The organism is Caballeronia sp. INML2 (genome assembly GCF_023631365.1).
In the GTDB taxonomy this organism is placed as follows: Bacteria; Pseudomonadota; Gammaproteobacteria; order Burkholderiales; family Burkholderiaceae; genus Caballeronia; species Caballeronia turbans.
This window is the reverse complement of sequence record NZ_JALQDH010000013.1, coordinates 64,242-77,122: the sequence shown is the minus strand read 5'-3', so window position 1 is coordinate 77,122 and position 12,881 is coordinate 64,242. Positions and strand designations below refer to the sequence as shown.

Sequence of the window (12,881 nt, the reverse complement as noted above, 5' to 3'; positions counted from 1 at the left end):
GGAGATCGACGCCCATGCTGCTCGCCCAGATCAGCGATCTGCACATCACGGCGCAGGGCACGCTCGCCTACGGCCGCGTCGATACGGCCGCCTTTCTCGCCCGCGCGATCGGCGTGCTCAATGCGCTCGATCCTCGCCCCGACGCCGTGCTCGTCACGGGCGATCTGGTCGATGCGGGCGGTATCGACGAATACCGGCATCTGCGCACGCTCCTCGATACACTCGCGATCCCGTGGCGCGTCATGGTCGGCAATCACGACGACCGCGCGAATCTGCGCGCGGTGTTCGGCGATCGCCCCGAACTCGCGGGCCACGACGGCTTCGTGCAATACGCGTTCGATGTCGGCGAAGTGCGCGTGATCGCGCTCGACACGCTCGATCCCGGTTCGGGCGCGGGTCGCTTGTGCGCCACGCGCCTCGCCTGGCTCGAAGCGCAGCTCGACGCGAGCGGCCAGCAGCCTGTCGTCATCGGCATGCATCATCCGCCGGTCGCGTGCGGCATCGGCTTCATGGACGACATCCGCCTCGCGCCGGACGACAGCCGCGCGCTCGATGCGCTCGTGCGCCGTCATTCGAACGTCGAGCGCATCGTGTGCGGTCATGTGCATCGGGCCATCGGCGTGCGATTCGGCGGCACGCTCGCCTGGTGCGTGCCGTCGACCGCGCATCAGGTGGCGCTGCAACTGAAACCCGGCGGCCCCGATGCATTCGTCATGGAGCCGCCTGCGTTCGGGCTGCACCTGTGGCGCGCGGATCTCGGGCTCGTCACGCATTGCGTGAGCGTCGAGCAAGGCGGCGGCCCGCAGCCTTTTTAACGGCGCGCTGCGGCGCTCGCGCGTCTTCAGTATGATCGGCGGCTGACCATCGTCCTCGATTCATGCTCGAATCTCCGCAATCCAATCCTCCGGTGCGCCATCCGCACTATTCGCGCGCCACCCTGTGGCTGCTCGCGACGATTGCGGGCGTCTCGGTCGCGAACATCTATTTCAACCAGCCGCTGCTCGGCGACTTTCGTGCCAGCTTTCCCGACGACGCCCGGCTGATCGGCGCGGTGCCCGCCTCGACGCAACTCGGCTATGCGCTCGGCATGCTCGTGCTCGCGCCGCTCGGCGACCGCTTCGACAGGCGTCTTCTGATCCTGCTGCAGCTCGCGGCGCTGGGCGCTGCGCTCGTGGCCGCGGCGAGCGCGCCCACGCTCGCGGTTCTGATCGCCGCCAGTCTCGCGATCGGCATCGTATCGACGATCGCGCAGCAAGCCGTGCCCTTCTCCGCCGAGCTCGCGCCCGCCGCCGAGCGCGGCCATGCCGTCGGCACGGTAATGAGCGGGCTCTTGCTGGGCATCCTGCTCGCGCGCACGGTGTCGGGCTTCGTCGCGCAGTACTTCGGCTGGCGGGCCGTGTTCGGCGCGTCCGTGCTCGCGACGATCGCGCTGGCCGTCGTCGTGATCGCGCGGCTGCCGAAGAGCCAGCCGACCTCGACGCTCACCTACGGCAAACTCCTCGGCTCGATGTGGCACCTCACGGTGGAAAGCCGCGCGCTGCGCGAGGCCGCCTTCACGGGCGGCGCGCTCTTCGCCGCGTTCAGCATTTTCTGGTCGGTGCTCACGCTGCTGCTCGCGGGCGAACCGTTTCACATGGGTCCGCAGGCGGCCGGGCTTTTCGGCATCGTGGGCGCCGCGGGCGCGCTCGCCGCGCCGCTCGCGGGAAAATCCGCCGACAAGCGTGGGCCGCGCGCCGTCATCTCGCTGTGCATCGGACTGGTCGGGTTGTCCTTCGTCGTGTTCGCGTTCTCGGCGACAAGCATCGCGGGGCTCGTCATCGGCGTGATCGTGCTCGATGTCGGCGTGCAGGCCGCGCAGATTTCGAATCAGTCGCGCATCTACGCGCTCAAGCCCGAGGCGCGCAGCCGCGTGAACACGGTCTACATGGTCGCTTATTTCATCGGCGGGGCGCTGGGTTCGGGACTCGCATCGCTAGCGTGGCAGGCGATGGGCTGGACGGGCGTCTGTCTCGCCGGTCTCGCCGCGACGGGTCTCGCCGGTTTCAGCCACTGGCGCGGGCGCGGCCGGCGATAGCGGATTCAGATGCGCGCGCGCGCGTAGTCGCACAACGCGTCGAGCACGCGATCGAATTCGAGCGACTTGTCGAAAAAGTGATGCACGCCGTATTGCAGGCAACGCTCGCGATAGGTCGGCAGCGCGTGATTGGTGAGCACCGCGACGAACGCACCCGGCGAGCGTGCCGCGCCGCACTCCTTGAGCCACGCGAGCACGTCGATGCCCGAGCCGCGCTTCAGCTGCAGATCGACGATCACCGCGTCGAACGCCTGCGCCGACAGCAGCGCAATCGCGTCGTGCGGCGCATCGGCGAACGCGGTCACGCGCCACGGCCCGAGTGCTTCGATCGCCTCGGTCAGGCTGCGGCGGATGAGCGGCGAGTCCTCGATCAGCAGCACCGCGAGCGGCGCCCGCGGCGTCGGCGGCCCGCTTCGGTCGTCAGTGGTGGTGTGATGGCTCACGTCGGGCGCCCTCCGGCTTTGCTCGCGGATCTCGAACGGTGCGCCGCTATTCGATCAGGCCGTTCTTGATCGCGTAATACGTGAGATCGGCGTTACTGGAGAGCCGCATTTTTTCGAGCACGCGCGCGCGATACGTGCTCACCGTTTTCACCGACAGATGCAGTTCCTGCGCGATTTCCGTCGGAAGCCGGCCGCCCGCGAGCTTGCAGAAGATCTGGAACTCGCGCTCGGACAGCAGCTCGTGCGGCCGTTCGGCGGCGGGCTTGTCGAGCTTGTCGGCGAGCGCATCCGCGATGAACTCCGACAGGTAACGATGCCCGCGCGCCACGGTGCGGATCGCACGCACGATCTCCTCGGGCGCCGCGTCCTTGTTCAGATAGCCGTTCGCGCCCGCCTTCAGCAGGTTGATCGCGTACTGGCTCTCCGGGAAGCCCGAAAGCATCAGCACGCCCTGCTCCGGCCGGATCTGCTTGATCACGCGCAAGGTATCGACGCCGTTCTTGTCGGGCATCGCGATGTCGAGCAGCACGACGTCGAACGCCTGCGCGCGCACGAGCGCGATGGCTTCGTCGCCGGTGGCGGCCTCGCCCGCGACTTCCATGTCGGGTTCGTCCACGACGAACTGCCTGAACCCGCTGCGCACGATCGCGTGGTCGTCGGCTATCAAGACTCGAATCATTCGCGTCGTCCGCGCTGCCGGACGTTCTTGTAGTAGTTGATCGGTCATTTCATGCAGGCGCCGGATACGCGTTGCGTATCCGGGGCATCGCCCTTACCCGTTGCGGCCTTCCAGCAGGTCCGCCATGTCGTCGGCGTGCTCTTCCTCGACCGCCAGAATGTCTTCGAAGATGCGTCGCGTCGTGACGTCCTTGTCGCCGAGATAGCGGATGATCTCGCGATACGTATCGATCGCGATGCGCTCGGCGATCAGGTTCTCGCGGATCATGTCGATCAGATCCTTGCCTTCGCTGTACTCGGAATGCGAGCGCGACGAGAGCCCGTCCGGCGCGAAATTCGGCGCGCCGCCCAGTTGCACGATGCGCTCGGCGAGCGTATCGGCGTGTTCCTGTTCCTCGTTCGCATGCTCGAGGAATTCCTGCGCGACCGCTTCCGAGTGAATGCCTTTCGCCATGAAGTAGTGGCGCTTGTAGCGCAGCGTGCAGACGATTTCGGTGGCGAGCGAGTCGTTGAGCAGCTTCAGGACCGTCTCACGGTCCGCGCCGTAGCCCTCCGTCACCGCGCCTTCGTCCATGTGCTGGCGCGCATCGGCGCGAATTTTCTCGACATCGAGGACAAAAGCGTCCGTGGACTGGTTCGACCCGGTATTTACAGCAGACGATTTGGACATTTGGTTCGCTCCTCTGGGATGGGTGACATGACGTTTCGCTGGAGCAGGCCCTTGCAATGCGGCGCGCATAGACCGCTCCTATCCAATCGAAAAACCGGATGCATGCGCCATGCCTGATCGCTCGAAAAAACCGCGCGACGGTCGTGACTTCCGCGCGCGGCTTGATGGTTCATGGCTTTCGCCCTATCCGGGCGTCACGTCCGGAACACGCCGAGCAGCAGGGTGACGACGAACACGACGAGGAAAATGAAGAAAAGAATCTTCGCAATTTCCGCCGCGCCGGCCGCGATCCCCGTGAAGCCGAACACGGCGGCGATGATGGCGATGACGAAGAAGACAGCAGCGTAATGAAGCATGTGAGCTCCTTCATGATTGGTCGGAAACGATCGGCGATGCTCGCGAAGCGGCGCTAATCGATGGCTTTTTTCGTGACGACGAAGCCCAGCACCAAAAACACGACGCACAGGATCAGGAACAGCACGAACAGGAATTTGGCGATGGCCGCGGCGCCGGCAGCGACGCCCGTAAAGCCCAGCACGCCGGCGATCACGGCCACGATCGCGAAAAACAAGGCCCACTTCAGCATGATCGTTCCCCGTAGTGAATGGATGACGGAACCATGCTAGCCATACCCGCCGCGCGGCGCATTCGGGCAGGCTCCTTTTTTGCTGTGGGAATCCACCGACACTCGCTTTCAAATCGGCTGCCTAAGTGAAACGCCGAACTTCCGACACCATGAGCCACGTACCGCGCGCCGCGATACCCACGATACCCACGATGCCCGCGATCCTGCCGGACGACCCGCCGCCCTTTGCAACGGACGAGCCCGACAATCCAAAAGCGCCGGCGCCCGCCGGCCTCGCGCGCCGCGCGGCGCGTTTCAACGAATGGATGCGCCGGTACAGCTGGGCGGTCGCGATGACGGTCGCAATCGTCATCACCGTGGGCGGGCTGATCATTCTCGAATCGGGGCGCATCCGGATCGCGTCGGAATACGAAACCGCCCTCGAAGCGAAGGGCGCCACCGCGCAGCTTTCGACGCTCGCCGCCGATATCGCCACCCTCACCGCCGACGAGCGCGGCTTCGCGCTCAAGGCCGACGGCGCGTTCCCGGCGCACTTCCGGGAAACGGCGCAACGCGTGCGGCGCACGCTGGCGTGGCTGGATGCGTACTACCGGCGCATCGGCGACGACACCGCCCTCGCGAGCTTCGCGCAGATCCGCGCCGCCGCCGACGATGAAATCGCGCAAGGCACGGCGCGCCTCGCTGCGCCGCCGACTGGCGCCGCCCTGCGTGAGCGCGCGCTCGCGCTGCCGGCGGCCGACACGAGCGCGACGCTGGACGCGGCGCTGTCGCTGTTGCGCCTGAACGAAGAACAGCGCGCACAGCACGCGCTCGACGCAAGCCGCGCCGATCAGCGCATCTCGACGCTTTGCGTCGCGGCATTGTGCGCGCTCAACATCGTGTTGTTCATCCTCCTTTTTCGCAATCTGGGCATTCAGCTCGACAAGCAGGCGCGCGTGCAGAAGGCGCTCATCACGCAGCAGGAAGAGCTGGATCAGCTCGTGTTCGCGCGCACGCGCCAGCTCGAAGCGCTCGCCTGGCACCTGCAATCGGTCAGCGAAAACGAGAAGACGGAGCTTGCGCGCGAACTGCACGACGAGCTCGGCTCGATCCTCACCGCGAGCAAGATGGATGTCGCGTGGGTGCGCGGCAAGCTGAAGGACAGCGAGCCGGCGATGGCCGAAAAACTCGCTCGCGCGCTCGGCAATCTCGATCAGGGCATTGCACTGAAGCGCCGCATCATCGAGGACATGCGGCCGACCGTGCTTGCCAGCTTCGGTCTCGTGACCGCGCTGCGCTCGCTCGTCGACGAAGCCGCGCAACGCAACGGCTGGAGCGTCGAGTTCGATCTGCCGGGCGATGACGTGAAGCTCGGCGAGGCGATCGAGATCGCCCTCTTCCGCGTCGCGCAGGAGACGCTGACGAATGCGGCGAAATACGCGCGCGCGAGCCGTATCCGCGTGACGCTTCGTGTCGATGAAGAGAACGTGTCGCTCTCGATCACCGATGACGGCATCGGCATCCGGCCGCAGGATCTCAAGCGCACGCAGACGCACGGACTCGTCGGCATGCGCCAGCGCGTATCGGCGCGCGGCGGGCGCTTCGAGATCGAGCGCGCGTCGCCGCATGGCACGGCGATCAGCGTGTCGATGCCGCGCGAGCGCAGCGCGGGCGCGTCGGTCGCCATGCCGTCCGCGTAGGACGATGCCGACATCGAATGCAGACGCCGCCGACAGGAAAATCGCACGCGTGCCGACAGCCTGAGACCGCGCGCTTTTTTTATGATTGTTCACACAGGTAAGCGGGGGCGACGGGGCGACGACAAGGCGCCCGTCATTCGACACAATGCGCGAACTCAATTCCTGTCACGCATTTCAACTCCAAAGGGGAATAAACATGACTCGACTCATCGCTCTACTGCTGATTGCAGGCACGGCGGCTCTCGCGGGCTGCAACACCGTTTCGGGAGCTGGCCAGGACATCTCGAAGGGCGGTCAGGCCATTTCGAATTCCGCCGAGGAGCACAAGTAAGCGGCGACGTGCGCCGCGTGATCGCGGCGCACGCGCTCAGGGCGTTCCATAGCGTTGAGGTAGTTCCCTGTCTTCCCGCCACGTTCGCGTGGCGGGATTTTTTTTGCGTCGCCCTCGCGCGCGTGACGGGCGAAAAAAAAACCCGGCCGATGCGCGCGGCCGGGCTTCGTCGCTTCAGGCGCGAAACGTCATTGCGTGTCGGGCAATTCCAGCGCCGGCTGTTGCGTGTTGCCGCCCTGCGCGACCAGCACGCGGATCTTTTCCGGCACCAATTGCGAGGCCGCATTTCCGGAAGGCAGCGTGGTCACGAGCCAGTCCGCGTTGTTGACGAGATCGAACGAGGCCGACTTGTATACCGGCGTCTTCGAGCCCGGCAGCGTCGCGATCAACTGATACGTGCCGCCCGAGACATAGATGGAATCCTGCGTCGTCGCGGGCACGGCGTTCTTGTAGGCGACGCCCGCCATCGTCGGGCTGACGCTCGCGATGTTCGTCCCCGGCGCGACGAGATAGACATCGAGATTCGGCGCGTTCGTCGACGCGTTGAAGGCGCGCACGCGTGCGCTGCCCGAAAGCAGGCCCTTGTCGAACGGATCGTCGATCACCGCGATCGACGGCACGAAGCCCGCGTCCGGCAGCGCGATCACCGTGTACTCATGCCCTTTCGCGGCATTCGAGATGCTCGTATCGGTGGCGAGTTGCGTCGTCGTGTTCACGGCCGCGTAGGAGAAGCTGTGCTGGCCCGTGTCGATGTTCGCGAAATTCGTCACCGCCTTGTAGGCGAGATTCGGCTGCAGGATCTTGGCGTTGTCGTAGAAGTCGACGTTCGGGCCGCTCGGAATCGCGTGAATGAAATGGACCTGCGGCTGGGTGACGCCGATTTCCTTGCCCACATCGTCGGAGCTTCCTCCGCAAGCGGAGAGCAAAGCGGCGACGGCGGCGAGCGCGGCAGCGGTGCGGATGAGCTTCATGGTTCCACCTTCCTTTGTTTTGATCGTTCTCTGAGTCCGCGGCGCGATTGCGTGGCGCGTACTGCGCATTCGCGTTCGACGTCGCGACTCTCCCGGGTTGACTTTCCTCGGCCGTCGGTGGCGTTGTCAGCTTCGATGACACCGCCATGACGGGTGAAGGCATTGAGCAATCGACGTGCCCTTGATCGGTGCGTAATCGCTCGGAGAGGCCGCAAAGCCTTGCGAGAGAAGGCTTTGCTTTCGTTAGAGGATTGCTTCGGGAGAGAAGATGCGGAAGGTGGACGAGATGCGCAGACGCGCCATTATTGGCCGAATCTTACAAGCGGCGAAGCGGGGTTCACTCACCGAAATTTTCGGGTACGAGTGCCGTCAAGTCAGATCGGCGGTGCCTCGTGATGGGAGTTTGGGAAAGACGACGGCGCAAACCCACGTTCGCTCTTTCTTCCGTGTCGTGCTCCAGTTCCCAAATAACGACGCGACGCGCGTCGACTTGCGACAAGGACAAGTACAGCTCCGCTCCTGTCACTGCCTATGGCATTCGGACCGGATGTCGACACAAGCCCGACCGCGATCCCGTATCTGCACGCGGAACCGCGCGCAGCGCAACGATGGTCGAAACGTCTCGCCGGCCTGCACAACTCGTCGCTGCCGCGTATCGGCCTTGCATGCGCCGGCCGCACGCTGATACCGGAAGTGGACGCGGGACGAAACATGCCGGTCGAGATTCGACGCGTTCATCTCGTGGCCGCATGCAGTTTGGATCAGCTTGCAGAAACCAGTGAGCGACGCGAAGAAACTGCTACGCCGGCAACGTGCTCATATCGTCGACTGGATCAATGAGATAGAGGATTTCGCCGATACGGCCGCGCTCGTCGCATCGCTGGATTTCGTGGTCTGTGTCGGCACATCCATAGCCCATCTCGCTGGCGCAATGGGCAAGCGCGTATGGTTGCTCGATCGGCATCGAAGCTGCTGGCGCTGGATGCGTGATCATGGAGACACGCCGTGGTATCCGGGCATGCGGATTTTCAACCAGAAAGAACGCGGCGATTGGGATGAAGTGTTGACACGCGCCCTCGCAGAACTGCAACAGGACGCCTGGCGGTTGTAGTTCCTGAATGGCGTTACAAGCGGTGAACCCGGGCATACCTATATCGGTGTGCCCGGGTCCGAGAGTCGTCAAATGGAACTGGCGGAATGCCGCCAGTTCTATCGACGTGCGCTTACCAGCGGTAGCCTGCCTGAGCCTTGACGGCAGTCGAACCGCCATTCGCCGACGAAACACCGACGCCGAGGTTCAAGTTCATCGTCACCTGATAGGCCGCGGCGACGCCGACGGCGGTCGCGCTACCGTAGTTGCCGACTGCCACACCGGCCCACTTCTCGCCCGGGTTGAGCACCGGAATGCTCGGGATGGCCAGGGTCGATGCCGCTGCGCGATCAGCGTAGCGTTCCATGTCGTGCTTCGCGCCTTCGATTGCCTGTTCGGTGTAGGCGTTAGCGCCTGCGACGGCTTGATCGGTGTAGGCGTTGGCCTGCGAGATCTTGTCGTTCAACTGATTGACGTTGACCGCATCCGTGCCTTGCGTGCCGGCCGCGACGTTCGTGATCTGACGTTCGCTGCCTGCCGCGCCGACGGAGACCGTGTTCGCTCGATCCGCGACGGAGTTCGCGCCGAGGGCCACCGAGTTGTCGGCGTTGGCGCTGGCGTTCGCACCCATGGCAGTGGCGTGGACGCCCGCTGCCGTGGCGGTTTCGCCGGCTTCGCCGCTCGCCGCAAAGAGCGAGTCGGAGACTGCAGGCGCGGCAGCGCCGAGGACCATCGGAGCTGCGGCCCGCATGGTCGAGCGGAGCATCGTGCCTTCGACACGGCCATTGCCGTCGCTCTGGAGCGCGAGGATGTCGGCGGTGTTTTGCGCGACGAGCTGGCTCACGGCGTTTAGCTGGTTCATGTTCACGGCGTCGTTGCCGTGAATGCCATCTGCGACGTTTGTTATACGACGGTGGATATTGAGCATGCCACCGCCGACGCTGACAACGTTCTGCTCACCACCGTCTTCACTGGAGGCGCCTATAGCGACAGAGCTGCGGCCCGATGCACTGGCGCCTACTCCGATAGCTGTGCTAGAGCTACCTTCCGCGTGAGCATCACTGCCGATAGCGGTAGCGCCACCGTTCGTGGCGATTGCATAGTCGCCAAAAGCCGACCCTCCTGAGACTGCTGAGGCCGACCGGCCGACGGCCGTCCCCCAAAAGTCTGCTCGTGCCTCCGTGCCTATAGCAACGCTATCGCCCCCCGACATCGCATTCGTTCCGAGCGCAACGCCGTTCCATGCTGCGAAACCTCCAGCGCCGAGTGCCACGCCTCCCTGGTCGGTACGGGCGCCTGTGCCGATAGCAACCGTCCCGTCGAACGCAGAGGAGTTCGATCCGATGGCCACAGCGTCGCCGCCAGCGGAGCTTTTGGCTCCCACCGCAACGCCTGAAGAATCAGCGCTTGAATCAGTGCCCAAGGCAACGCCGTAAGGGTTCGCATGCGCTCCCGTACCAAACACAGCACTGTAAAATTCAGCAGATGTATCAGCACCTACAGCGACGCCCGATGGGCGCGATTGAGCATTATTTCCAATAACGACGGCCGGGCCCTTCGAACCCTCGACAAAGAACGCGTTTGCGTGATTACCGATCACCACGCTGTCCGGAATATTAATGAGCCCTACGTCGCCAATCATTACTCCGCTTGAACCTATGTAACTGTTATCGCCAATAACGTTGAGACCATCGCGCGTGACGGACGATTCCACCCAATTATTAAAACCTATGATCGTGCCAGCCGAGACGTTTGCCGTCGCGAGCACCGCGATGCTGCCGAGGATCGCCACCGTTACCGGCTTGAATCGGAAAGAACAGAACCCCATGATTAAATCCTTTTAATAGTTAATTTGATTTACACTGCGCTGCGTTCGGCTCCCGGCGAAGTGGTCGCCAAATGCAGCATTCTTTTCGCTCACGCGAAAATCACTTTCCAGCCTTGAGTGTTTAAGATCTTCGGGCCATGAACTGAAACCGTGCTGTGTTACAGTGATGCTGCGACGTCAGGGCCTCATCCTGCCGATTGCGCCTAGCTCGCTATTGAAGGCGATCGTCTTGGTGCGACGGTGCTGTCCGAACTCATCTCTTATCGCAGCATAAATTGAATAACGCAAACCTGAGTGAGTTAAATCACTTCATTGCAAAAGACAGTTGTCGGTTTCGATCCCTGTGCGACTGTGCGCTTTTTTATGGCTCTTCATCAGCTGATTCAGATGTCTTATGTGATTAACATTAGTTAGCATTACTATTTGATTGCCGATCCAGCATTATAGAGAGACGATTGAAAGGAGGGCCTCATCTCTTCCTTTTTTACCAATCTGCCTGCCTTTTAGGCATTAGCGCATTTCGTTATAAATGGCGGCTTGCATTAACGGGGGCAACGTGCCATCAGCCTGTTCACGGACCGCCTAATCGCCAAGATCTTTTAGGGGTTTTTTACGACCAAGCGTTCGCCGGGAACGTCCCATGAAACAGTTTCGCGATTTCGTCACTCAATGGCGAGCCGTTCGACAGGTGTATAAGGCAGAGGAGGAACCGATGTATTAGGCCGGGTGCCCAACGAGGGCGAAGCGCATTCTGCGCTTAAACGGCAGTCCGACGCACGAACGCTTGAGCGCGCCTTCCGGATATGCCTTCGACGGCTCGCGTCAAGCTCTAGACTCATCTGTTCGCCATGATGCGTCACCAGTGCGCGAAGGACGGGCCACATACCCATGTAGTGCACCATGAAGCTCGTGGGCGTCTGAAGCTGATTAGGCGTGTTGAGCGTCGTGCAATCGAGTAACTCGTCTTCGGCGGCCATGCCATTGCGCCGCATTACGTGAATGAAAAGATCTTGATCGCCGCCGTTCGAGTAGACGGACGACTTGTCCGCGAATTTGGCGACCACCTGCTGAGCTGCGATCCTCCATCAGCGTTTCGCATCGGATATCGGTCAAAAGCAGGGAGTCTTGCGTCAGCAAGATCGCCCTCGGCGCAGGCACGCAGGGTCCGCAACAACACCTGGTATTTCAGGATCATGCGCATTTGCAACCAGCCGATCGCGCTCGCACCGACGTATTCGTGTGCGTACCCCTGCCGCGCGCAATAGCGGCGATGGTTCTCAAACGACGCGCGAGCGTTAACGTCGGTGAAAAAACGGCTCCGCGACGCGCTCTGGCCGCTGATTCTGTCCGGCGCTCGGCGCGCGGGCAAGTACGAAGACAGATTGTTTCACCCTGATGGTCCGAAGATAGAAGTTCGGGAGCGCCCAAATATCCGCGCCGCGATACGGACACCCAGCCCAGCGATTACGGACTCGCGACGATTACGCGCTCTTCGGCAAGAAGTCTGTCAAGCCAGCCCCCGCCGCCGATAATCGAACCAAAAAGAAAGCCCCACGGAAAGCAAAATAACGACCGTCGCAATCACGGTCCACTGCGTGACGACTTCGCCGAGCAACAACGCGCCCAACATGACCGCGACCACCGGATTCACATAAAGACAACTCGTCGCGACAATCGTGCTCGTATTGCGAATCAGAAAGTTATACGCGACATATGCAGCCATCGATCCGATCACCACGAGATACACGAACGAAAATCCCGCGCCGGCGCTCATGTGCGTCAGACGCTCGCCCGACGCCAGCGCGATCGCCGTCGCGATCAGCCCGCCCAGGCCGATCTGCAAGGCCGTCGACATGAGCAGATCCGACGGCTGCCGCAGACGCGTCGCCAGATGCGCGCCGCCCGCCCAGAAAATCGCGGCGCACAGAATCGCCAGCGTGCCGACAGTCGAACTCGGAGAAGGATCGCCGTGGTTCAGCAGCACGATGCCGATGAGACCGAGCGCCACCGCGAACCATTCGCCTCTCGCGACGCCGCGCCCGCTGAGCGCGGTGAAGATCGTCGCGAAGAGCGGCACGGTGGCTACCATCACCGCCGCCGTGCCGGTGCCCACCGTGCGCATGCCGTAGGCCATCATCCCGCTCGACAAGCCCTCCAGCAAAGTGCCGACGATCGCCGCATTGCGCACTTCCCGCGCGCTCGGCCACACCGCCTTGCGATGCACGGCGATCGCGAAGAGCCCGACCCCGGCGCACAGGTTTCGCAGGCCGCCGAGCATGAGCGGCGGGAACGATTCGAGCGACAGATGAATCCCGAGATACGTCGAGCCCCACACGAGATACACGACGGCCAGCGCGAGCGCGACTTGCCCTTTGAAGGAGCGCGGCGCACGAAACGGAAAGCGGTCGGGGAAACTGAACGGCAGGCGCGGCGGCGGCAGAGCGGACATGCATTACTCCGCGACGGCTGCGCGCCGGATGACTGCGAAAGAGACCGGGACAGACGCTGCGGCAACTACCAGACTGGACGAC

The 12,881-nt window shown here is 63.2% G+C and carries 13 protein-coding genes; 5 read left to right on the top strand and 8 right to left on the bottom strand.

Going from position 1 to position 12,881, the window contains the following annotated elements:
• Positions 1-14: 14 nt before the first annotated feature.
• The gene (locus tag NCT32_RS04645) at positions 15-815 is read left to right on the top strand and encodes a phosphodiesterase (RefSeq protein WP_061119888.1); all 801 of its coding nucleotides are present in this window, start codon (positions 15-17) and stop codon (positions 813-815) included.
• A 62-nt stretch (positions 816-877) separates the two neighbouring features.
• Positions 878-2,074: an MFS transporter gene (locus NCT32_RS04640; protein WP_061119889.1), complete on the top strand. Its 1,197-nt coding sequence runs from the start codon at positions 878-880 to the stop codon at positions 2,072-2,074.
• Between the two features lie 5 nt (positions 2,075-2,079).
• On the opposite strand, the gene NCT32_RS04635 is transcribed toward NCT32_RS04640, so the two are convergent.
• The 5 genes from NCT32_RS04635 to NCT32_RS04615 all read right to left on the bottom strand — a co-directional run bounded on the left by NCT32_RS04635 (position 2,080) and on the right by NCT32_RS04615 (position 4,451).
• A complete protein-coding gene (locus NCT32_RS04635) occupies positions 2,080-2,517 on the bottom strand; it encodes a response regulator (protein ID WP_061119890.1) in 438 nt (145 codons plus the stop codon).
• A gap of 46 nt (positions 2,518-2,563) precedes the next feature.
• Positions 2,564-3,196 (bottom strand): response regulator transcription factor, encoded by a 633-nt coding sequence (locus NCT32_RS04630; RefSeq protein ID WP_061119891.1) that lies wholly within the window; start codon positions 3,194-3,196, stop codon positions 2,564-2,566.
• A 93-nt stretch (positions 3,197-3,289) separates the two neighbouring features.
• Positions 3,290-3,865: a bacterioferritin gene (locus NCT32_RS04625; RefSeq protein ID WP_061119892.1), complete on the bottom strand. Its 576-nt coding sequence runs from the start codon at positions 3,863-3,865 to the stop codon at positions 3,290-3,292.
• Positions 3,866-4,059: 194 nt separating this feature from the next.
• On the bottom strand, positions 4,060-4,221 hold the full coding sequence (locus tag NCT32_RS04620) for a DUF1328 family protein (RefSeq protein ID WP_016344888.1): 162 nt from the start codon (positions 4,219-4,221) through the stop codon (positions 4,060-4,062).
• 53 nt (positions 4,222-4,274) lie between these two features.
• On the bottom strand, positions 4,275-4,451 hold the full coding sequence (locus NCT32_RS04615; protein ID WP_008350561.1) for a DUF1328 domain-containing protein: 177 nt from the start codon (positions 4,449-4,451) through the stop codon (positions 4,275-4,277).
• 149 nt (positions 4,452-4,600) lie between these two features.
• On the opposite strand from NCT32_RS04615, the gene NCT32_RS04610 reads away from it, so the two are divergent.
• Complete coding sequence (locus tag NCT32_RS04610) at positions 4,601-6,130, top strand: sensor histidine kinase (RefSeq protein WP_061119893.1); 1,530 nt, start codon at positions 4,601-4,603, stop codon at positions 6,128-6,130.
• A gap of 196 nt (positions 6,131-6,326) precedes the next feature.
• Entirely contained in the window at positions 6,327-6,461 is a 135-nt protein-coding gene (locus tag NCT32_RS04605; RefSeq protein WP_016344885.1) for an entericidin A/B family lipoprotein, read from the top strand.
• A 188-nt stretch (positions 6,462-6,649) separates the two neighbouring features.
• Here the strand turns inward: NCT32_RS04605 and NCT32_RS04600 are convergent, their stop codons facing one another.
• The gene (locus tag NCT32_RS04600) at positions 6,650-7,432 is read right to left on the bottom strand and encodes a DUF4397 domain-containing protein (protein WP_061119894.1); all 783 of its coding nucleotides are present in this window, start codon (positions 7,430-7,432) and stop codon (positions 6,650-6,652) included.
• Between the two features lie 778 nt (positions 7,433-8,210).
• Here NCT32_RS04600 and NCT32_RS04595 point away from each other — a divergent pair.
• Positions 8,211-8,543, top strand: coding sequence for a hypothetical protein (locus NCT32_RS04595; RefSeq protein WP_061119895.1), 333 nt, complete (start codon positions 8,211-8,213; stop codon positions 8,541-8,543).
• Positions 8,544-8,655: 112 nt separating this feature from the next.
• On the opposite strand, the gene NCT32_RS04590 is transcribed toward NCT32_RS04595, so the two are convergent.
• Both NCT32_RS04590 and NCT32_RS04585 read right to left on the bottom strand, forming a co-directional pair.
• Positions 8,656-10,350, bottom strand: coding sequence for a YadA-like family protein (locus NCT32_RS04590; protein ID WP_086961351.1), 1,695 nt, complete (start codon positions 10,348-10,350; stop codon positions 8,656-8,658).
• A 1,507-nt stretch (positions 10,351-11,857) separates the two neighbouring features.
• On the bottom strand, positions 11,858-12,799 hold the full coding sequence (locus NCT32_RS04585) for an EamA family transporter (RefSeq protein WP_061119897.1): 942 nt from the start codon (positions 12,797-12,799) through the stop codon (positions 11,858-11,860).
• Positions 12,800-12,881 lie beyond the last annotated feature (82 nt).